The organism is Myroides odoratus (assembly GCF_001549985.1).
GTDB lineage: Bacteria > Bacteroidota > Bacteroidia > Flavobacteriales > Flavobacteriaceae > Flavobacterium > Flavobacterium odoratum_A.
The window spans coordinates 111,935-135,066 of record NZ_LROZ01000004.1 but is presented as its reverse complement, the minus strand read 5'-3'; the positions used below and the strand labels follow the sequence as shown (position 1 = coordinate 135,066).

17 protein-coding genes are annotated in these 23,132 nt (G+C 38.3%); 11 read left to right on the top strand and 6 right to left on the bottom strand.

What is annotated here, in order from left to right; translation table 11 throughout:
• Positions 1-897: 897 nt before the first annotated feature.
• Both AWV75_RS06340 and AWV75_RS06335 read right to left on the bottom strand, forming a co-directional pair.
• A complete protein-coding gene (locus tag AWV75_RS06340; RefSeq protein WP_060873585.1) occupies positions 898-2,727 on the bottom strand; it encodes an acyltransferase family protein in 1,830 nt (609 codons plus the stop codon).
• 404 nt (positions 2,728-3,131) lie between these two features.
• Positions 3,132-3,878, bottom strand: a complete 747-nt coding sequence (locus AWV75_RS06335; protein WP_060873584.1) for a YoaK family protein — start codon at positions 3,876-3,878, stop codon at positions 3,132-3,134.
• Between the two features lie 729 nt (positions 3,879-4,607).
• Here AWV75_RS06335 and AWV75_RS06330 point away from each other — a divergent pair.
• From AWV75_RS06330 to AWV75_RS06320, 3 genes are all read left to right on the top strand, one after another.
• Positions 4,608-6,518: a histidine kinase gene (locus AWV75_RS06330; RefSeq protein ID WP_060873583.1), complete on the top strand. Its 1,911-nt coding sequence runs from the start codon at positions 4,608-4,610 to the stop codon at positions 6,516-6,518.
• 9 nt (positions 6,519-6,527) lie between these two features.
• Positions 6,528-7,268: a LytR/AlgR family response regulator transcription factor gene (locus tag AWV75_RS06325; RefSeq protein WP_060873582.1), complete on the top strand. Its 741-nt coding sequence runs from the start codon at positions 6,528-6,530 to the stop codon at positions 7,266-7,268.
• Positions 7,269-7,550: 282 nt separating this feature from the next.
• Positions 7,551-8,180, top strand: a complete 630-nt coding sequence (locus AWV75_RS06320; RefSeq protein WP_060873581.1) for a hypothetical protein — start codon at positions 7,551-7,553, stop codon at positions 8,178-8,180.
• A gap of 543 nt (positions 8,181-8,723) precedes the next feature.
• Here the strand turns inward: AWV75_RS06320 and wecC are convergent.
• Both wecC and wecB read right to left on the bottom strand, forming a co-directional pair.
• Positions 8,724-9,941 carry a UDP-N-acetyl-D-mannosamine dehydrogenase gene (wecC, locus tag AWV75_RS06315; protein WP_060873580.1) on the bottom strand — a complete coding sequence of 406 codons (1,218 nt, stop codon included), beginning with the start codon at positions 9,939-9,941 and terminating at the stop codon, positions 8,724-8,726.
• Between the two features lie 164 nt (positions 9,942-10,105).
• Positions 10,106-11,224 carry a non-hydrolyzing UDP-N-acetylglucosamine 2-epimerase gene (gene wecB / locus AWV75_RS06310; protein WP_060873579.1) on the bottom strand — a complete coding sequence of 373 codons (1,119 nt, stop codon included), beginning with the start codon at positions 11,222-11,224 and terminating at the stop codon, positions 10,106-10,108.
• Between the two features lie 822 nt (positions 11,225-12,046).
• On the opposite strand from wecB, the gene AWV75_RS06305 reads away from it, so the two are divergent.
• Positions 12,047-12,466: a cold-shock protein gene (locus tag AWV75_RS06305; RefSeq protein ID WP_060873578.1), complete on the top strand. Its 420-nt coding sequence runs from the start codon at positions 12,047-12,049 to the stop codon at positions 12,464-12,466.
• 17 nt (positions 12,467-12,483) lie between these two features.
• Positions 12,484-12,678: a cold-shock protein gene (locus AWV75_RS06300; RefSeq protein WP_002991706.1), complete on the top strand. Its 195-nt coding sequence runs from the start codon at positions 12,484-12,486 to the stop codon at positions 12,676-12,678.
• Between the two features lie 294 nt (positions 12,679-12,972).
• Here AWV75_RS06300 and AWV75_RS06295 read toward each other — a convergent pair whose 3' ends face one another.
• The gene (locus tag AWV75_RS06295) at positions 12,973-14,589 is read right to left on the bottom strand and encodes an ABC-F family ATP-binding cassette domain-containing protein (protein WP_002991705.1); all 1,617 of its coding nucleotides are present in this window, start codon (positions 14,587-14,589) and stop codon (positions 12,973-12,975) included.
• A 175-nt stretch (positions 14,590-14,764) separates the two neighbouring features.
• Here AWV75_RS06295 and AWV75_RS06290 point away from each other — a divergent pair, with 175 nt between their 5' ends.
• Entirely contained in the window at positions 14,765-16,171 is a 1,407-nt protein-coding gene (locus AWV75_RS06290) for a TlpA family protein disulfide reductase (protein ID WP_060873577.1), read from the top strand.
• Between the two features lie 1,130 nt (positions 16,172-17,301).
• Here the strand turns inward: AWV75_RS06290 and AWV75_RS18445 are convergent.
• A complete protein-coding gene (locus AWV75_RS18445) occupies positions 17,302-17,487 on the bottom strand; it encodes a hypothetical protein (RefSeq protein ID WP_082711046.1) in 186 nt (61 codons plus the stop codon).
• Positions 17,488-17,574: 87 nt separating this feature from the next.
• Here AWV75_RS18445 and AWV75_RS06285 point away from each other — a divergent pair, with 87 nt between their 5' ends.
• The 5 genes from AWV75_RS06285 (at position 17,575) to AWV75_RS06265 (ending at position 22,702) form a co-directional block, all read left to right on the top strand.
• On the top strand, positions 17,575-19,476 hold the full coding sequence (locus AWV75_RS06285; RefSeq protein ID WP_060873576.1) for a DEAD/DEAH box helicase: 1,902 nt from the start codon (positions 17,575-17,577) through the stop codon (positions 19,474-19,476).
• Between the two features lie 67 nt (positions 19,477-19,543).
• Positions 19,544-20,299 (top strand): carboxypeptidase-like regulatory domain-containing protein, encoded by a 756-nt coding sequence (locus tag AWV75_RS06280; RefSeq protein ID WP_060873575.1) that lies wholly within the window; start codon positions 19,544-19,546, stop codon positions 20,297-20,299.
• A gap of 112 nt (positions 20,300-20,411) precedes the next feature.
• Complete coding sequence (locus AWV75_RS06275) at positions 20,412-21,665, top strand: dihydroorotase (protein ID WP_060873574.1); 1,254 nt, start codon at positions 20,412-20,414, stop codon at positions 21,663-21,665.
• Positions 21,666-21,701: 36 nt separating this feature from the next.
• Positions 21,702-22,046, top strand: coding sequence for a hypothetical protein (locus AWV75_RS06270; protein WP_002991695.1), 345 nt, complete (start codon positions 21,702-21,704; stop codon positions 22,044-22,046).
• Positions 22,047-22,048: 2 nt separating this feature from the next.
• Complete coding sequence (locus AWV75_RS06265) at positions 22,049-22,702, top strand: alpha/beta hydrolase (RefSeq protein ID WP_060873573.1); 654 nt, start codon at positions 22,049-22,051, stop codon at positions 22,700-22,702.
• The last annotated feature ends 430 nt before the right edge of the window (positions 22,703-23,132 follow it).

Below are 23,132 nucleotides of genomic sequence, written 5' to 3'. Positions count from 1 at the left end.
AATATCTCATTATTATGGGGTTATGGGTAAAGCCTGATCTCATCTTCTCACCGCCTCACCGTCTCATCGTCTCATCGCCTCGTAATCCACACCCAGTATGTCACTCGCATCTCGCGCTCACACAATATTGAGCGGAGCGACTGGACGGATACTGGATAGAGTTACGGATGCTAGGTAGAGTGACGAATGCGACCCTTCCTGCGTCAGGGTGACATACGGAGTGGAGCGACTGAACGGACACTGAACGAATGCTTGGTAAAGCAACGGATGCGACCCTTCCTGCGTCAGGGTGACATACGGAGTGGAGCGACTGAACGGATACTGGATAGAGCAAGGGATGCGACCCTTCCTGCGTCAGGGTGACATACGGAGTGGAACGACTGGACGGATACTGATTAGAGTAACGAATGCGACCCTTCCTGCGTCAGGGTGACATACAGAGTAGAACGACTGGACGGATACTGGACGGATACTAAATAGAGTAACGGATGCGACCCTTCCTGCGTCAGGGTGACATACAGAACGGAACGAATGAACGGATACTGAATAGAGTAACGGATGCGACCCTTCCTGCGTCAGGGTGACATACGGAGTGGAGCGACTGAACGGACACTGAACGAATGCTTGGTAAAGTAACGGATGCGACCCTTCCTGCGTCAGGGGGACATACAGAACGGAGCGACTGGACGGATACTGGACGGATGCTAGCTAGAGCAACGAATGCGACCCTTCCTGCGTCAGGGTGACATACAGAGTGGAGCGACTGAAAGGAACGACTGAACGGATACTGGAGAGAGTATTGTTTTTTTGCAAATCTTCTTTAATCGATAAACCAACGATTTCACAAAGCACAAATCTCACCGCCACACCCTCTCACCTCCTCACCTTCTCACCGCCTTACAACAACCCATGTTTCTCAGCAAAAGTCATAAAATCTTTTCCAACCCTATCCCCTATTTTTCTGCTGCCAAATGTATTCAGGTGGTCTTCATCATAATACCCTAAGGTATCATTGAAATAGGGCAATGTTGTGGCACTATCGAAATCAAATTGCAAATACAGCACTTGTTCGGGGTTCTTTTGAATAGCATCGAGTACATATTGCGGTTCTGAAGATTGAACAACCTGGATTTCTTCACTATCAGCAGTATAGAGATAATCACGGGTAGCACGAATAGGATTGCGGTCGAGCGTAGGGTAATCACCTAAAATAACCAAACGCTGCTCAGGTTCTAAACTTTCTACAAGGGAGGTAAAAGCAATGGATAAAGAAGGTACATCTTCTAACCACGCACTAGCTACAAAAATGGTTTTACTCTTTTCTGTTACTTCTTTTACTTCTTCCATCAGTTTTTCATAGGTTTCATAATCTCCTTCTTTATCAAAATCACTACGATTGATATTAGAGAAAAGCGGATATCGATTATTACTCACCGACCAAAAGGAAAAGTGATGATCCTTCCCTATTTCATCTAGAATAGCTTTATAGACTAAGGCATGGCTATCGCCAATCAGGCAAATAGAATCGGGTTGTTTTTTGGTATCGTCTCCATATAAACCAACTGCTACGAATTGATGCGCATGAGAATCCATACCGAAGGTTGGTGTTGCATAGGTTTTAGGAATAGGAAACAAATAGTGATTCATGCGGTAAATTCCACCTCCTGCCAGTACAACAAGCACCGCTAAGCCGATAAATCGAGGGAAGAATACCTTGTTGGGGTATGTGCGAAATACATTTTCTACGTAGGTATAAGACAACCAAGACAGTCCATAGGTCAAGGCGGTAATTCCGATCATCTCGTAAAGCGTGAAGTCCAACCGCATAGTATAATAGCGCCAAAAAGCCATAATAGCCCAATGCCACAGGTAAATTGCATAGGACAGTTCCCCTAAATGCACCATCACCTTGGTTGTAAAGAGTGTATTCACCTGAGAGGTTGTCGTTAAGAGTAAACACCCCGTAAATACACAAGGAAGTACAACCCATAGTCCTGGAAAAACAGTTTGTTCTGAAAATCCTATGGCACAGGCTACAATCCCCAACAAGGCCATCCACGCGATGGGATTTTGGTATTTTCCAACCCATGCTTGTAGAGATTCTGCTCGAATAGCGAAGAGGGTGCCAATCAAAAATTCAGGAATTCGCGCAAGTAAAGAAAAATACATCTCACTCTGCTGATTGAGGTATACACTGGAGTAAAAGGAATACCCCAATACCCCAACAATAAGCATCAAACTCACCACGAATAGATAGGACTTGCGAACAAAGAATAAAAACAAAGGCAACAGCAAGTAGAACTGCATTTCAATGGACAACGTCCAGGTATGCAACAACGGATTCTCTTGATTTGAAGCACCAAAATAGGTATCGAGATGAGCAAAGTAATTATTGGAATTGAATAAACCTGCCGCGACTAGGGTTTTGCGTAAATTGAGAATATCGACCCACACATATACCCAAGCTCCCACTAGCCCCACACAGAGTAACAGCAATAGAAAAACTGGAACAATGCGCTTAATACGCCCCAAGTAAAACTCCAGGAAGCGAAACGTTCCTTTATCTTTCTTGTGCAAAATAATACTGCTTACTAAAAAACCTGAGATAACAAAAAATACATCTACACCTATAAATCCACCACTGAGCCAAGAAGGATTCAGGTGAAAAATAAAAACTAAAAGTACAGCTAGTGCTCTTAATCCTTGTATGTCGGGTCTATACTGCATGGTGTGTCTATGGTTTTGTTATGGTATGCATTATACTTGTGTCCCTTTTCATATTAAACCTCTTTACCCATGAGAATACAAGAGCGTAAATATAGTTTTTTTTCGTGAAGTTGCACGTTGTAAACTTGTCCCATCCATTACTCAACATCGGTTACTACATTCAGTTGCTCCACTTAGTATCCTGTGAGCGCGGGATGCGACCCCTCCTCCCGTCGGGGTGACATACTGAGGGTGATATACGAATCAGAAAGACAACACTTGTTACTCCGTTCAGTCGTTCCCTCCCGCATGTCCCCCTGACGCAGGAAGGGTCGCATCCGTCACATCGCAAAAAAGCCTCTCACAAAAAAACCTCTCACAAAAAAACCTCTCACAAAAAAGCCTCTCACAAAAAAGCCTCTCCCTTAAAATCGAAAGTCTCTTTTTTGGATTTTGCGTCTTAAGGCATAGTAACTCATGAGCAGCTGATCGTACCAAAGGGCAAACAACAAGAGTAAAGCAGCAAGCAGCAAAGTTTTAAATTGGTAGTGAAAATAAAGGAATCCTCCTGCTACACAGCCAATAAAGAAACAGCTAATAATTGCAAGCATCAAAAAGATACTGCGATAGAGTTTAATGCGCTCGGAGCGGTTCTTATAGAAGAACAGTTGAGACAGTACGATTCCTAAATCGGTAAACAATCCTGTTAAGTGGGTAGTACGCACGACAGCACCGGATACTCTAGTTACGAGTGAATTCTGTACCCCCATTGCAAATAGTAAAACCAAAGCGGTAAATATACCGTATTTCACCAAGGCATTGGGTGCATTGATATCAATAATACTGAGTCCCACCAAAAGCGCCATTTCTAATACAATGGGAATCACATAGGATACTTCGGGCTTATGCTTTAATACCCATTCCATAATCAAACTGGAAACGAAGGATCCCAAGAGAAAGAAAAAGGTGTATACCAGATAGACAATCGCACGGTTGTAGTTTTCTTCAATGACTTCTTCTGCAAAAAAAGCAAAATGACCTGTTACGTTCGTCGTCAAGGTATGCAACCCCAAAACCCCCACACTATTAACAATACCCGCCACACATGATAGTAAGGATGCCAATTTGAGGTTATGGGAATACGCGCGATTTTTACCCTGGTGTCTAAACATAAGGAAAAGTGAATTTACACAAAGTTACAAAAATTCATTGGGTAAGGATTTTGTGGGGTTTGTTTTTTGTGAGAGGGTGAGGTGGTAGGCGGTGAGAGGGTGAGGTGGTGAGAGGGTGAGAGGGTGAGAGGGTGAGGCGGTGAGCCAACATCCCGAAGCACAGTTGTGTGAGCGCGAGATGCGATTTATCTCACCTATTTTATATTGGCTTTGGTGTTCGATGAATATATCTCACCTAATTTATATTTATTTTGGTGTTCGATGAATCTTCACTACGTTTCGATTTTCACTACGTTTCGATTTCTCCTTCGTCGGGGTGACATACTGGGTGTGGATTACGAGGCGGTGAGGCGGTGAGCAAACCTCACGAAGCACAGTTTGAGCGCGAGATGCGATTTATCTCACCTATTTTATATTGGCTTTGGTGTTCGATGAATCTTCACTACGTTTCGATTTCTCCTTCGTCGGGGTGACATACTGGACGTGGATTTGCATGCCCTGCTGACAAAGGAATTACCCTCTCACCAATCTCACCCTCTCACCAATCTCACCCTCTCACCGCCTCACCAATCTCACCCCCTCACCGCCTCACAAAAAAACCTCTTCCTCCTTTAAAAATTATGAATTATGTTTGCATCATCTTAACATCTGGTGGTACATTATCGCTATCACCTCATTTGTTTTGGATTAAAAAAGGGTAACGATTTAGGGATAATCTCCTATTTTCTTATGGTTTCATTTAGGTATACATACTTCTTCGTGTTGGTTCTTGTTTTGGTGTTGAGCTGTACAAAACGGCCAGCGCTTGAATCGTCTCCACGGCGAGCAACTGCTGCAACGGAACAGAGCATTAAACAAAGTTTGGATTTCTACTTGAGTTTAGATACGATTCCGACTTTAGCGCGAAAGGAATATATAACGGCTTTTCTACATCAACAGGATACGGCCTTTACTTCCTCGCCCTACGGTCGTTTCCTAGAAGGATTGCCTTTTTATTATGCAAAAGCACAAGACAGTTTTGCCGCTTATTTTGCACCGGCACTCACCCACTACGCTACGCTAGACTTTCCTTGGAAACGCCTAGTTACCTATACTAAACTACAGCAACAGTTGACGCAACAAGGGGTGGCGACTTCAGACTTTATGGCTTTGCTCTATGCGCAACTCGACAGTGCGAAACAACGCCCTACTCCTGTAGATTATCAGCTGTATGACTTACTAGCTAAGGCGTATTTTACGCATCGCGATATTCCCCAAGCCTTAGAATATACCACCTTGCATTTTGAACATCATCCATTTCAAGGTCATCGCGTCATTCAATCTCGTTATTACGATATTTCTTTTTTATTGGCGGCCGAATTAGAGGATAGTACAAAAACGCATCAGGCTTTACTTCAACTGAAAGGCCTCTTGCAGCATTCTACGGATTCTATTGCTATAGCGCGGTATTATGATATGGAAGCACGTTATTTTGCACTGGTTGGCCGCTATGATGAAGCCTTAAAAAGCAGCAAGCGTTATGTTGAAGTGAATGAACAAATCAACCAAATCAATCCTGTTATTTACAACAACTTAGCGACTAGTTTTGAGCGAAACAATCAGTTGGATTCTGCGATTTTCTACTACAAGAAAGGGATTGCCATTGCGCAACAGATGAAAATTAAAGAACAACACCTTCTCTATGGTGGATTGAGCAATGTGTATAAACGCAAAGGGGATTATCAACAAGCCCTACTTGCCTTAGATTCTTCTTTTGCACATGTTACGCGCCTAAAAGAGCGAATGAACGCCAATAAACTAAAGGAACTAGAGCTGCAATACGAAACAAAGGAAAAGGATGTAGAAATCTCTACCTTAAAAGATAATTTTCAACTCCAACAAAAGAACTTCCAACAACAACGTTGGATCACTTGGTTGGTTGTCTTTTTTATTATTGGGATCTTATCCTATGGTTTAATTCTTTATCGCCAGCGTTTGCTACAGGAAAAAAACAAGCACTTGGCGCTTCAAAATAAGAAAATGCAGTTGGAACAACGCATCTTACAGGTGCAGTTGAATCCTCATTTTATCTATAATGCTATTGCGAATTTACAGGGGCTTATCAACCAAGAGAATAAAGCAGTAGCCAATCGTTACCTCATCGCCTTATCCAAGTTAATTCGCCATATTTTAGAGCTGAATCGCCGTGATTTTGTTCCTTTGTCGGACGATTTACAGGCCGTTGAGAATTACCTTCAGGTGCAACAGATGCGCTACAGCAATCGATTTACCTATTGCATTCATACGGAAGATATAGCTGTGGACGATATACTCATCCCTCCGATGTTGTTGCAACCCTTTATTGAGAATGCGATTGAACATGGTTTTCAACATATTGATTATCAAGGCGAGCTAACGCTTACCCTAGATCAACGAGATCAACAATTATTCATCTATATCCGCGACAATGGCCGTGGGTTTCAACCCACAACGGAAACAGCGAAAAAACAATCGCTTTCCCAAATTATTACGCAAGAACGCTTGGATGTCTTGTTTCACGATCAGCCACAGCGTCCGTTTTTTAAGCTACGTGAAATTCGAGATACTTCTTCTTCCTCTGGGGTAGAAGTTATCTTGTGCTTACCGCTTATTTATTCTTAATCTCCACTTATGAAAGTATACATCCTTGAAGACGAAGCTGCTATTTTAAAATACCTCCTAGCCCTAGTTGTTGATATTCCCTACCTCCAACTTGTTGGGTATTCGGACACCATCGCAAAGGCATATCCGGAGATTAAAGCCTTACAACCCGATTTAATTCTCGCAGATATCCAATTGAAAGACGGCTGTAGTTTTGAATTATTGCAACAGGTTCACCATCCGAATCTGCAGTTGATTTTCATCACAGCTTATAGTCAATACGCGATTAAAGCACTGAATCTGGGTGCGTTGGGCTATTTACTGAAACCAGTAGATGATATTGAATTTACGCAGACCATTGAGCGTTGTTACCAAAAAAAATCTACACAAAAGGTGGAGGAAGTACAGCTGCAAGTGGCGATAGATCACCTGCAGTCATCGACTTCTCCCAAACGCCTAGCATTAAAAACGTTTCACTTTACACAAATTGTTTCCATCGCATCGATTATGTATGCACAAAGTGACAAAGGGTATACTACTTTTTACTTGCAAAATGGCGAAAAACTCATGGTATCGAAAGTATTGAAAGAATACGAAGATTTGTTGTTACCGGAGGATTTTATCCGTTGTCATCAATCGTATTTAGTGAATACGGCTTTTATCAGTAAGTATTACAAAGAAGGCTACTTGGAATTAGTGGACCATACCAACATCCCAGTTTCTGAACGCAAAAAAGAGTTGATTCTAGCCTATATTCAACGCATCTCCTAGTCCACTGTAAACGAAAAAATCCTCAATTCCTACGAATATTAATTCAAGAGGCACGAAAATCAAGAAGCGCTTACTTCTTTGGTCTATCCCTTTACCTTTGCACCCAAGAAGAAGTTGATCGATTGGCGTGTAAGTACATCGTATACCTAGGAGAAGAATAATTGTAATGTTAACTATCTAGTCCCCTATTTTTCTCAGGTTTACATCCTTACTTCAATCATCATACAGCTAGTATAGCCTGCTATACTAATGGATTAATGGCTAGGAATAAAAAATATAAAAATGAGAAAATCAGTTCTTTTAATGGGTTCCATTTTCGCTTGGTTAGCGGTTTCTTGTGGAAGTGATTCATCAACTATTCACCTACAGGGAGAAAACAATGCAACCACTTTACAAACAGCGGTTGAAACAGCATTTCCTTCAGATAAGGTAGTGAGTGAATTGAGTTTATACACCCCTGCATTGGATACGAGATTGCAATTTATTGCCGTAGATTATTGGGAAGGAGAGGAAGAATATCATCAAGTATATGACCTCAAGGAGGGACTACAAGAGAAAACAGAAACACTTGCCTCTCAAAACATAAAACGCTTGCCTCAAATTACCCACAAGTCAAAAGATTGGGTCTTTACCTTAAAGGATGTTGATTACACCAAAATGAATGAGAATTTCTTGAAAGGGGTTACACTTGTTATGGAGGAATATCCGGAGGACACGGATGAAACATATAACAATTTTATCTTACACCGCTATACGTTCAAAGCGGATAAGGAAAACAAAATAAGAGAATCTCTAACACTTCATGCCAAAAAAGTAGGTGAAAGTGTTAGACAACATAAACGATCAACTACAACCAATTATTATGAATTTACGTTTGTCGTTTTGGAGAACGGTGAACTTGAATGGAGATAGGATGCGGTTGACGGTGAACGGTTGACGGTTTACGGTTTACGGTTCACAGTAGACGGTGAACGGTTTATAGTTCACGGTGGACAGTTGACAGTTTACAGTACAGGGGAAACAGTTGATGGTTGATAGTAGATAATTTTCGGTGAATTATTTACAGTAAATGACTAATAGTTAGTAAGGTCTATGCTTTTTTACTCCTCCATCAGCTGTCATCCTATTTTGCTCATTATTTTACAATCTATAATTTGTTTTAAAAAACTTTGAAAAAGAATTTTTGCGTTTAGGGAGTGCTATAACCTAAAACTACAAATTAAAAAACGCGAGATGTTTGACATACTCGCGTTTTTTTTTGTTTTTTGTGAGGTTCGTACTTTGCTCTTTGTGCTTTGTAAAGTCGTAAGATTTATCAATTAAAAAAGGAACGCTGTTTTAAACGAAAATTTACTTCTCTCCCTTTTCCCTTTTCCTCTCTCCAGTTTGTGCTTTGTGAGTTTCGCTCATCGCCTCACCATCTCACCTCCTCATCGTCTCATCTCCTCACACCCCTTAACTATCTTTTTTCACTCCACAGAAATCAAGTACAACTTTATCACTTGGAATTTCTAGTGTTTTAAATTCATTATGTGCAACAAGAAAAACAAGGATATCTGCTTTCGCTACTGCTTCTTGGTAATTTGTTAGTTTAAATATCTTATGTTCTGCTACATTGGGTTCTACAATATATAAATCTGCATCGCCTGAATCTTGTAGAATGCGTTCTGTAATATAAATGGCTGGGGATTCGCGTAAATCATCAATATTCGGTTTAAATGCCAATCCCATTACTGCGATAGATGGTTCTCTTCCTTCTTTTAATTCAAAGGCTAAACGTGTTGATTTTACTTTTTCTGCACACCAAAACGACTTATAATTATTGATTTCTCTTGCTTGGGCAATAATTCTAGATTCCATCGGAAACTCAGAAACAATAAAATACGGATCAACCGCAATACAGTGTCCACCAACTCCGCAACCGGGTTGTAAAATATTTACACGCGGGTGTTTATTGGCTAATTCGATTAATTCCCATACGTTGATTCCTGCTTTATCACAGATAAGCGACAACTCATTAGCGAAGGCAATTTGCACATCGCGAGACGAGTTTTCTGTCAACTTGCACATCTCTGCTGTACGGGCATTGGTTGGGTGCAATGTACCTTGTACAAATTGGCTATAAAAAGCCATTGCCTTTTGGGTTGAAGCTTCATTTACGCCTCCAATTACACGGTCATTGTGCACCAATTCATACATCACATTGCCTGGTAGTACACGCTCTGGACAATAGGCTAAATAGATTTTACCTTCTAATTCTGGGCGTTCCGTGAAAATATATTCCATCATCTTCTCCGTTGTTCCTACAGGAGAGGTCGATTCAATAATGTACAAATCCCCTTCTTTTAACAAAGGAATAATAGCTGTAGTAGCTGCCTTCACATACGAAATATCAGGTTCGTGATTCCCTCCCTTGAAAGGGGTTGGCACAACTACCAAATAGGTATTCGCCTGAATAGGTTTCGTTGCAGCTTTCAAATATCCTGCCTGTACGGCCTGTGCAACAGCCTGATCTAAATCTGGCTCTACAATGTGTATTTTACCTGCATTAATAGTATCTACTACATGTTGAGAAATATCTACTCCATGTACGTGTATTTTATTCTGTGCAATTAAAGCCGATGTTGGCAATCCTATATATCCTAGTCCTATTGTTACTACTTGTGCACTCATGTTAGTTGTCGTTTTTTTGTTTTACTGTATAGGCAAATTGCCATTTGCCTTCTTTATATCCTCTGTATTGGGGCTTACACCCACTCATAACCCTTCACTCATAACCCTTCACTCATAACCCATAACTCATAACCCATAACTCATAACCCATAACTCATAACCCCTTACAATTTCCCAATAAACTCAACAATACGTTGACAGGCTTTTCCATCGCCATAAGGATTATGCAGGGCAGACATTTTTGCATAGCAATCTGCATCGGTAAGTAAACGATGGGCCTCTTGAACAATTTTTTGTTTATCGGTTCCAACTAAGATTACTGTACCTGCTTCAACAGCTTCTGGTCGTTCGGTAGTATTGCGCATAACCAATACAGGTTTACCCAAACTGGGTGCTTCTTCTTGCACTCCTCCACTGTCTGTAATAATCAAATAGCTTTGATTCATCAACCAAACAAAAGACGGATAAGCTAAAGGATCAATCAGCTTAATGTTGTCAATATCGGAGAGAATTGCATATACGGGTTTCATCACATTGGGATTCAAATGTACAGGATAAATAATTTGTACCTCCTCATGATGGATTGCAATTTCTTTTAATGCTTCACATATACGAATAAATCCATCGCCGTGATTTTCACGTCGATGTCCTGTTACTAAGATTAATTTTTTCGTTGGATCTACCCATTCTTTCAACTGTGCAATCTCGTCATTTTGGATTTCCTTTACGCGCTCTACACTGTCCAATAAGGCATCAATGACTGTATTACCCGTAATACTAATATCTTGTGGATTGATATTCTCACGCAATAGATTCGCTTGAGAAGCTTCTGTTGGTGCGAAATGATAATCACTGATTCTCCCTGTAATTTGTCTGTTCATCTCTTCTGGAAAGGGGGAACGTTTATTATAGGTACGCAATCCTGCTTCCACATGACATACTTTAGCACCACTATAAAAAGCAGCCAAACTCGCGGCCATCGTAGTGGTGGTATCCCCATGTACATAAACATAATCTGGTTCAAAGTCCTCCAGTACCTCTTTTAATCCCATAATAATATCTCCTGTTAGGCTATATAAATTTTGATTGGGCTTCATGAGATTCAAATCATACTCTGGTACAATATCAAAAAAGTCCAATACTTGATCCAACATTTCTCTATGCTGAGCTGTTACACACACTCGAGTATCAAATTGATGATTTTCTTTTTTAAACGCCTTTACCAAAGGAGCCATTTTGATTGCTTCTGGTCTAGTACCAAATACAATTAAATTTTTTTTCATTTATTACATTCTTAAAAAGGGAGAACTTAGGGCTTGTTTTATCTTAGTTATCGCTATTTTCAATACGCATTGCTAGCGAAACAACCCGTTTTAACACCCCATAATACTCAAATTTGACAACTAAACGAAGTATTCGTTTGAATCAAACGGTTTTATTAAAAAAAAATTATTATTCTTCCGTATTTTATCTTCAAAGGTACATTTTTATCCCCTTTACACCCAATTTAATTTCTTCTTTATTTAGGCCTTTGTGCTACTATCCTATTTATATTGATCGCTTTCTTTACAGGTGCTTTTCTTTAAACTAGAAATCTAACGTACAACATGTCGTTTCCTTTTTCTACTAAACTGCTCTTTTTTCACATTCTTACAAGAAAAAATGAAAAAAAAACAAGCTTCGACTGCTGAAATTATGACACCCCGTCTATTTTATATCGAATAACACTTAAATAAAGAATAATCTTTTTACTAAAAAACCCGTTGCTAATTAAAAAAACTCTACCTTTGCTTCGATTTTGGCAATTAAACAAAATTGTATAGCCTGGTAAATTTCATCCACAGCTCTAAACTGTGTTTATTTTTTTCAAACCTTTACTACTGTTTTTGCATTTATCAACCAAGGATAAATATTTTTTTATTTTCATTCGTAGTAAGTAGGTTTTTCAAAACAACTTTGCAACACATGCTCGTTTCTAAACACAGAAACGTTCTAAATGATGACTACTAATTTAATAATCAAGTGTTCTTCTGTATCGTTTGCAAACGATAGCTATTTACAAACTAACGAATACCGCAAATATTTGTTCACTTATAATTCAATTAATGGCAGACTCATTTTTTAAGAAAGAAAACAACAAAAAGAAAAAACAAAAGCAAGACGAAAAATTAAAACGCCGCGAGGAGCGTAAACAAAACAACAACAAAGGGAAGGATTTAGAGGATTTATTTGTTTACGTGGATAAAATGGGACAATTAACCCACCTTACTCCTGAAGAACAAGCTGCTCAAGAGAAAAAAGAAGCAGTAAAGATCGAAAAGATCACACAAGAAGAACACGAAGGCATTATCAGCTATGTAACAGATAAAGGATATGCGTTTGTTATTGATTCTCAAACAAGAGAAAGCATCTTTCTTCACCAAAATGAATTAAGTGTCCCATTAGAAAAGGGATTAAAGATAAGCTTTAAGCTAGAACAAAGTAAAAATGGAATACGCGCGATAAACGCCGCTAAAAAAGAATAAATTAATTTTAATACATTATGCAACAAGGAACAGTAAAGTTTTTTAATGAAACTAAAGGATTTGGTTTTATCACACCAGACGATAACGGAGCAGATATTTTCGTTCACACTTCAGGTTTAGTTGACCGCATTCGTGAAAACGATGTAGTTACTTACGAAGTTGAAAAAGGTAAAAAAGGATTAAACGCAGTTGAAGTTAGAAGAGTTAGATAATTAACGATTCTCTACTTACGACTTACCGTAAATAATCTTAAAAAAAAGCCAGTCAATGTATGTTGACTGGCTTTTTTTATTGGTGAAGAGAGAGGAGAAATGGGAGAAGGGAGAGAATTTTCTAATTAAAACAGAGTCCCTTCTTTAATCGATAAAACCCACGACTTCGCAAACTCACCGCCTCACCCTCTCACCCCCCAACAAAAAGCGAAAATACAATACAAAAAAACCACCCCTATAAAGGAATGGTTTTTTTATCATGATAATCTACCGTAAACTGTAAACCGTCAACTGTTACTTATACATCTTATCTCTTAATTCTTTTACTTTTGGATCATCTAAGTAATCTTCAAACGTCATATAACGATCAATTACTCCATTTGGCGTTAATTCCAAGATGCGTGTTCCTACAGTTTGAGCAAATTCCTTATCATGTGTCGTGAACAATACAGTTCCTTTAAACCCTTTTAATGAGTTATTGAATGCTGTAATCGACTCTAAGTCTAAGTGGTTTGTTGGTTCGTCTAACATTAATACGTTAGCTCTTAACATCATCATGCGAGACAACATACAACGCACTTTCTCTCCTCCTGATAATACTCGACCTGTTTTCAATGCTTCTTCACCTGAGAAGATCATTTTCCCTAAGAAACCACGTACATATACTTCGTCTCTTTCTTCTTCTGTTTTAGCCCATTGACGTAACCAATCTACTAAAGTCAGGTCATTTTCAAAAAAGGCATGGTTATCAGCTGGTAAATAAGATTGAGAAGTTGTAATTCCCCACTCTACTTTTCCTGCATCTGCCGCACGATTTTCGTTGATAATTTCATAAAAAGCAGTTGTTGCACGTGAGTCACGAGAGATAACAACAATTTTATCTCCTTTAACTACGTTTAAGTCAACATCTTTAAATAAAACTTCTCCGTCAATTGAACTAGCCAATCCTGTGATATTCAAGATTTGATCTCCTGCTTCTCTATCTTGGTCGAAGATAATTGCTGGATAGCGACGAGAAGAAGGTTTAATATCATCTAATTTTAATTTATCAATCATCTTTTTACGAGAAGTTGCTTGTTTTGACTTGGCAACGTTCGCACTAAAACGACGGATAAACTCTTCTAATTCGGCTTTTTTCTCTTCTGCTTTCTTATTTTGCTGTGCTCTTTGTTTCGCTGCTAATTGGCTTGACTCATACCAGAACGTATAGTTACCTGAATAGTGTGTAATTTTTCCGAAGTCAATATCTGAAACGTGCGTACAAACCGCATCTAAGAAGTGACGGTCGTGAGAAACCACTAATACTGTATTTTCGTAGTTTGCCAAGAAGTTTTCTAACCAACCAATGGTTTCAAAATCCAAGTCGTTGGTAGGCTCATCCATAATCAACACGTCTGGGTTACCAAATAAAGCTTGTGCTAATAACACACGTACTTTTAATTTAGCATCCATTTCTGCCATTAAGGTATAGTGAAATTCCTCAGAAATTCCCAAGTTAGACAACATGGTAGCTGCATCAGATTCTGCATTCCATCCATTCATCTCATCGAAACGAATTTGAAGCTCCCCAATACGGTCCGCATTCTCATCTGTATAGTTCAAATACAGCTCATCCATTTCTTTCTTTACCGCAAACAGGTCTTTATTTCCCATTACTACCGTTTCTAATACGGTATTTTCGTCAAACATATTGTGGTTCTGATTTAAAACCGACATACGTTTGCCCGGCTCTAGAATAACGTGTCCAGATGTTGGATCAAATTCTCCAGATAAAATTTTCAAAAACGTTGATTTACCAGCACCATTTGCACCGATAATTCCATAGCAATTACCTTGTGTAAAGGTTACATTTACTTCATCAAATAAAATTCGTTTACCGAACTGAACTGACAGATTTGAAACTGTTAACATTATTTCTCGTTTGATTTAATTTGTGCAAAATTACTAAATATATATGAGATTTAATCCCTCTTATTTATTTCAATTTTGAATTACTTATTTTAACCATATATTAACAATTTTAAATAATCGTAAAACTTACTTTTGCTTTCGACGTCAATTTTTAACTAGCATTATTCCCCAAACAATGTGTAGTAACTTTTTACATACCAGTATACGCTATGGTTTATTGCCTTTAATCACGTTGCTATTTTCTTGTCAGAAGAAATTTGAAGCAACGGATTACTCGGCCTATTTCAGTGGCGAAATACAAAACCCAACGAGCAATTATATTTTATTTTTCAAAGATAACGACTTGTTAGACACCATCTATCTCGATGAAAACAATCGCTTTGAGAAGAAATTTGATTCGCTTAGCCCAGGCATGTACATCTATAGAATCAATCCTGAATTTCAATACGTGTACTTTGATAAAAACGACAGTTTACACCTGCGTTTAAACGCTAGAGATTTTGATCATTCTATTATCTTCTCTGGTCGAGGTTCTGAAAAGAACAACTATCTTATGAACTTAACGGTGAAGAATTTAGTAGACGAATCAACTCGCTATGAGAATTACGATGTCGGTGTAGATCGATTTATACGTTTTATAGATTCGACGCATGCCGCTCGTACAACCAATTACTTAAAGAGCAAGGCAATCATTGGCTGGGGACCAGAATTTGACGTATACGCCAAAACGAAATTAGACCTTCATTTTTACAGTCAAAAAGAAATTTATCCTATTGCTCACTACGTGCGCACCAAAGAGGATATTCGCGAACAACTACCAGCGGATTACTATGCTTTCCGTAATAAGGTAGATTTTAACAACGAAAAACTCATTCGCTATTCATCCTTTACCAAATACTTGGCTATCATGTTAAGTTCAATTAGCGATGAATCCGATATTGATTTTGACAGTCAAACAAAATTCGATAAAAACATCACCAAACTCAATGTTGTAGATACCTTAATTCGCAATGAAAAGGTAAAAAATACAATTTTAGACAATATTGCACTGATTTACTTATTGGAAGACCAAAATCTAAACAACAACGATAAATTTTTTGACGCCTACTTTAAACTCTCTACGGACACTACGCAACACCAAGAGATTATAAAGATTCAGACTGCTGTTCAAAATCTAAAATACGAAAACCGCTTACCAAAAGTTGATTTAGTTGACTTAGACGAGAAACCTGTCGATTTTAAGAAGTTAATCCACAAAAAAACACTGATGTTCGTTTGGACAAAAAACGGCGCAGCACATGCGGAAGCTAGTCATAAAAGAGCCTTAGAGTTGCTAGAAAAACTTCCACACATTCAGGTGATTTCTATTTGTATTGATGGAGAACATCAAGAATGGAAAGAATTAGTTACCCCTTATCAGTATCCAAATCTCATCGAATTGCGTTGTACCAATTTCAACGACATGAAAGATAAATGGATTATTACGAAGATTCAACGCAGCATCATCTTAAATAAAGATGGCAGCATTCAAGAGGCTTTCGTTAATATCTTCGATCGCAACATGGAGCAATTGTTGAAGTAAAGGGAACGGTTTACGGTTGACAGTTTACGATTTACAGTGAATAGAAGAAAATATACCCTATAAAAATAGCCAATCCTATACAAGGGTTGGTTTTTTTTTATCCTAGTATTGATTCGTATAATTATTCTGTCTGGTATGTCACGCTAGCGCAGGAAGAGTTGCATTTGTTACTCAACGCTTATTATTCCGCACAGTTATGGTGTGAGCCCTGGATGCGACCCTTCGCAGCCTCAGGGTGACATACTGTGGGTGATAAACCGAATGGAAATACGAGGGGTATTCAACGCTTGTTACTCAACGCCAGTCATGCCACCCAGTTATGGTGTGAGCACTGGATGCGACCCTTCGTAGCCTCAGGGTGACATGCTGTAGGTAACATACTGAATAGAAATACGAGGGATAGTTAATACTTATTACTCAACCTTTGTTACTCAACGCTTATTATTCCGCACAGTTATGGTGTGAGCCCTGGATGCGACCCTTCGTAGCCTCAGGGTGACATACTGTGGGTGACATACTGTGGGTGATAAACTGAATGGAAATACGAGGGATAGTCAACGCTTTTCATTCTGTACAGTTCTCAACGCTAGTCATGCCACCCAGTATGTCACGCCGACGCAGGAGGGGTCGCATCTGTTACTCAACCTTTGTTATTCAACCTTTGTTATTCAACGCTTGTTACTCAACGCCAGTCATTCTGTACAGTTATGGTGTGAGCACTGGATGCGACCCTTCGTAGCCTCAGGGTGATTACTATGACTACCAGATAAATTAAAGGAAAAACAACTTTTCGGCTTGACAAAAAAACCCTTCAATAGCAAGAAGAAGTTTGAGGCTATTAAAGGGTTTATATATTTTTAAGAATTCAGTATAATATATTTAGTCCCCACTAATATTTTTATGATATCTTAAAATGTTCATACACAAGTAGATTTTGTGCATTATTTTCAAACTTCTACGACAAAATTACACGTAGTTTTGTAAAAACAAAACACATCTCTTCTTTTTTTTACTTCTTTCGCGCCGCTCTCCCACTCACTTAGTAAAATACTAGGGGTAAAAAGCAGTCAACCATTTTAAAACCAGTACTATTAAGAAAATAGTAAAAAAATGAAGTTTTTCTTTCAACTTTAATTATTCCTTCTTCTTTTATTTTTTCGATGCACAAACATCTTATATCCAATAGGGGAACTTCTGATTTCATTTGGTACATCTTTCACTTTGCACAATGGAATTTCAGGTATAGGATTTAATAATTCACAATCTTTCCTTGCTTTTACGTTATAAAATGAAAATAATTCTAATTCTAACGGCATAAATCATTATTTTTATTTTTTTTATAGATATAAATCCCTATTTTATAAAAGAATAGTAGTACCTTTGTGGCTATTTTTAAATTTTATATGAACAATTTCGAACTATTAGGTCTAAATGAATTGCTAGTATCTGCAATTAATGATTTGGGATTTGAGAATCCCTCAGAAATCCAAGAAAAAGCAATTCCTTTATTATTAGAAAAAAATACCGATATTGTTGCGTTAGCCCAAACAGGGACTGGGAAAACCGCAGCATTTGGTTTTCCGCTTATTCAGAAAATTGACCTGTCTAAAAAACACACTCAAGCGTTGATTTTATCACCAACGCGTGAGTTATGCTTGCAAATTGCAAATGAAATCAAACAATACTCTAAGTACGTAAAAGGACTTCATACAGTAGCTGTATACGGTGGGGCGAGTATTACAGAGCAAGCAAGAGAAATCAAACGTGGTGCACACATCATTGTAGCTACTCCAGGTAGAATGCAAGATATGATTAACCGCGGAATGGTTGACATCAAACATATTGAGTACTGTGTGTTAGATGAGGCAGATGAAATGTTGAATATGGGGTTTTATGAGGACATCACCTCTATTTTAGCTGACACACCAGAAGACAAAAGTACTTGGTTATTCTCTGCAACCATGCCTGCTGAAGTAGCAAGCATCGCAAGAGAATTTATGTCTAATCCTGCTGAGATTACAGTTGGACATAAAAATCAAGGTTCTACTAATGTTAGTCACGAGTATTATGTAGTTTCTGCAAGAGACCGCTATTTAGCGTTAAAACGTTTAGCAGATGCTAATCCAAATATCTTCTCTGTAATCTTCTGTAGAACAAAGAGAGATACACAAGCGATTGCTGAAAAATTAATCGAAGACGGTTATAACGCAGCAGCTTTACACGGTGATTTATCGCAAGCACAACGTGATTCGGTAATGAAAGCGTTTAGAGGAAAGCAAATTCAAATGTTAGTAGCAACTGACGTTGCTGCACGTGGAATTGACGTGGATGATATTACGCACGTAGTAAACTACCAACTTCCGGATGAAATCGAAACGTACACACACCGTAGTGGTCGTACAGGACGTGCTGGAAAATCAGGGGTTTCTATGGTGATTATCACGAAAAGTGAGGCTCGTAAGATTTCTCAAATCGAACGCATCATGAAAACGAAATTCGAAGAGAAACCAATTCCTTCTGGAATAGAAATCTGCGAAATTCAGTTGTACCACATTGCTAATCGTATCAAAAATGTAGCGGTTAGTTCTGAAATTGATACTTTCTTACCTTCTATCATGGAGTTATTGGAAGATTTAACAACGGAAGAATTAATCAAAAAAGTAGTGTCTGTTGAGTTTAACCACTTATTAGAATACTACCAAAAATCAGGTAATAGCTTAACTAATGTAGGTTCAACAGGAAGATCTTCTAAAGAGGTTCCTACAGATGGAGCAGTTCGTTTCTTCTTAAACTTAGGAGCAAAAGACGGTTTCGACTGGATGAGCTTGAAAGATTACTTGCGTGATACCTTAGAATTAGGACGTGATGACTTATTCAAAGTAGATGTAAAAGAAGGATTCTCTTTCTTTAATACAGATGCTGAGCATGCGGATAAGATTATGACGATCTTAAACAACGAAACGTACCAAGATCGCCGAGTAAATGTTGAAATCTCGAATAATGACGGCGGTAGAAACGCTGGTAGAAGAGACCACAACAGACGCGGAGGCGGTGGACGTGGCGGAGATGGAGGTTTCCGTTCTGAGCGTAGAGATCGCGGGGATCGAAACGACAGAGGTGACAGAAGAGGTGGTGATCGTTCAACGAGCAACCGTTCTGACCGTGGAGGACGTTCTAATGATCGCAGCGACAGAAATGATCGCGGTGACAGAGGAAACAGAAACGACAGAGCACCTCGTAATGAGAGAAGTTCTTCTAGAAGAAGTGGTGACAACAACGCACCAAGACGTCCAAGAAGAAGTTAATCTGTTAATTTTTTTCAAATAAGATATAAAACTGTAAAATATCCACTATTTTTAAGCAATTTTAAAAATGATGAGAAATTTTACAGTTTTTTTATTTACATGCCTAATCTCTTTCGCGGCATGGAGTCAGACTTCACAAGTGAAAGGTACAATCTACAACGACAAATCTCTTTTACCAGTTGATGATGTCAACGTGATTAATATCACCCAAGTGAAAGGAACAGTCAGCAAAAGGGATGGTTCATTCTCTATCGCTGCAAACCTCAACGACTCTATTCACTTTTCGTTCCCTGGTTATTTACCAATCAAACTAAAGGTAACCAATGACTGGTTGAACAACGATAATCTTAAACTGTACCTGACAGAGCAGTCTATTGAATTAGCTGAAATCTTCATAAAGAAATACGACTTAACTGGAATTCTAGAAGTCGATACCAAATTAATTGAGCTCAATGATAAGCTACAGGTTGACTTTTACAGACGCACAAGTATGCCAACATATAACATTGCGGTAGGTAGCTACTTTAGCCCTGTAGATGCGGTATACAACTTATTCAAAGGAAAAGCCAAAGAACTGAAAAAGATTGAGGACATCCGAGAGGATCAAAACATGATTGCCTTGATGCAAACACGCTATGACCGTGAAATTGTTTGTGGTTTATTGGGTATCACACAAGAAGATATCATAAAAACACTAAAAAACTGCAACCAATCAGATCGCTTCATTTATACGGCTACTGATTTTCAAATTTATCAAGCGTTAAATGAATGTTTTGAGAATTCGAAAATATTAGTGAAAAAACAAAATAATACATCCAGATAAGGGGTGTATTTTTTTTGTTCTTTTCTTCGGATACTTCCTCGCAAAACCAAAAAATAAAAAGTATTTTTGTACGCAATAACTACACATAACTAATTTTAATTCTCGCACTAAAATGAATATCATTTTAAAATCTGCAAAAGTCATAGATTCAACAAGTCCTTTCAACAATCAAGTTGTGGATATACACGTAAAACAGGGAAAAATTGAAAAAATAGGAGCTTCAATTACAGATACTGATGCTACTGTTGTTCAATTGGATCATTTATGTGTTTCTCCAGGTTGGTTTGATACTTCTGTTTCCTTTGGTGAACCAGGATATGAAGAGAGAGAAACCTTGGTTCATGGTTTAGAGGTCGCTGCAAAAAGTGGTTTTACACAAGTGGCTATTGAATCCAACAACAACCCAATCACAGACAATCAAAGTATTGTGAGTTTTATCAAGCAAAAGGCATTCGGACAAACAACGGAAGCTTTCCCGATTGGTGCACTAACAGTAAAAAGTGAAGGAACGGATCTAGCAGAATTATACGATATGAAAAACGCTGGTACTGTAGCATTCGGCGATTATAAAAAAGCGATTGACAATGCAAACGTCTTAAAGATTGCGTTGCAATATGTACAGGATTTTGATGGATTAATTCTTGCCTTTTCTCAAGATAAGAGTATCAAAGGAAAAGGAGTAGCACACGAAGGAGTAACGAGTACTACCTTAGGTTTAAAAGGAATTCCTCCTTTAGCTGAGGAGTTGCAAGTAGCACGTAATTTATTCTTGTTGGAATACACTGGTGGAAAAATGCATATTCCAACTATTTCAACTGCTAAATCAGTGGAACTAATCCGAGAAGCTAAAGCAAAAGGACTACAGGTTACTTGTAGTGTAACAGTACATCAATTGGTATTAACGGATGCTAAATTAACAGCATTTGATAGCCGTCATAAAGTATCTCCTCCTTTGCGAGATGAGGCAACAAGACAAGCGTTATTACAGGGTGTATTAGACCATACAATCGACTGTATTACTACAGATCACACCCCATTAGATATTGAGCATAAAAAGCTGGAATTTGATTTGGCTACGTCAGGAACTATTGGATTGGAATCTGCTTTTGGAGCCTTGAATACCGTGTTGCCTATTGAGATTATCATTCAAAAATTAACAGCAGGCCGCGCTATTTATGGCGTACCAATGGCTAGTATCCAAGAAGGAAATGAGGCCAACCTTAGCTTATTCTCTACGGAAGGTACCTGGACGTTCGAAAAGGAAAACATCCTGTCAAAATCTAAAAACTCAGCGTTTTTAGGAACAGCAATGCAAGGAACAGTATATGGTGCTATTCGCCTTGACAAGCAAACATTTAATTTTTAGTTGAACTAAAAAAACAACTTATATTACTCAAGTATTATGATTAAAACTTTTACGGCCAAAGAAATTGAAAGCGGAAAGAATATGGCACTTGCCTCACACCTTACTATTTTAGGGTGTATGATTGTCATCTTTATGAATATTGAGCCGAAGAACAAATACGCTGGATTCTACATCAAGCAAACATTTGGATTGCATTTGATGTTTTATGTTTTTGGGTATTTTGTATCCAATGTGGACTCCCTAATTGCAACAGTTCCCTTTTATCTTTGTTTTGTTGTCTTGTGGTTCTATAGCTTTTTAGGTTCTATTCAAGGCGATGTACGTGTACTACCTGGAATAGGGGGTTATTTTCAAAAATGGTTTGACAAATTATCTGCATAAATATGGAAACATCGTTATCAATCAATTACTTGATTCAAGAACCTAAAGTAAAAAAGGATAAAAATCCTTTAATTCTATTGCTTCATGGTTATGGTAGCAATGAGGAGGATTTATTTTCATTTGCAAGTGAACTGCCTGAAGACTATTATATTGTATCTGCTCAAGCGCCCTACCCTGTTCCACCGTATGGATATGCTTGGTATGCGATTCACTTTGATGCTGATGCTAATAAATTTTCTGATGATCAACAAGCAATTGAATCCCGCGATTTAATCGTAAAATTCATCGATGAATTAACAGCAAAATACGCGATTGATTCAAACAATATCAACTTAGTTGGATTTAGTCAAGGAGCTATTTTAAGCTATGCGATTGCTTTATCTTATCCAGAAAAAATCAATAAAGTGGTTGCGCTAAGTGGTTACTTCAATGCTAATATCATCACACCTGGATTTGAACAACACGATTTCAGCCAGCTGCGCTTATTTGCCTCTCATGGTACGGTAGATCAGGTCATCCCGGTTGAATGGGCTAGAAAAACATCGCCTATTTTGGATGCCCTACACGTTAAACACCAATACAAAGAGTACCCTGTAGGCCATGGCGTTCATCCGTTGAACTTTGCAGACTTTAAGAAATTTTTGATCGAGTCCTAAAAACGAATTGTCATTCATTTGATTCTAGGAATATTCAAAATACAGTATAGATAAAAAAAGCTTGAGTTTAAAACTCAAGCTTTTTTATTGGATGAGGGGTGTTGTTTGTGAAATCGTGGATTTTGTCGATTAAAGAAGGAACTCTATTTTAATTAGAAAATTTACTTCTCTCCCTTTTCCTCTCTCCAGTTTCTGGTTTGTGAGGTCTGTTGTAAGAAGTTTTTTGCTTTTTTGTGAGAGGCTTTTTTGCAAATTCTCTTTAATCGTTAAATCTTACGACCTCACAAAAAACAAAAAAGCAACCTACCTATCATATAAGTTAAAAGATAATCTTTTTCTTAGCAGATAATAGAAAACCAATTTACTTAAAAGCAAAAAACACCTTTAAAAAGAAAGCTAAAAAATGGAAAGAGAGCCAATCCTTGAGATA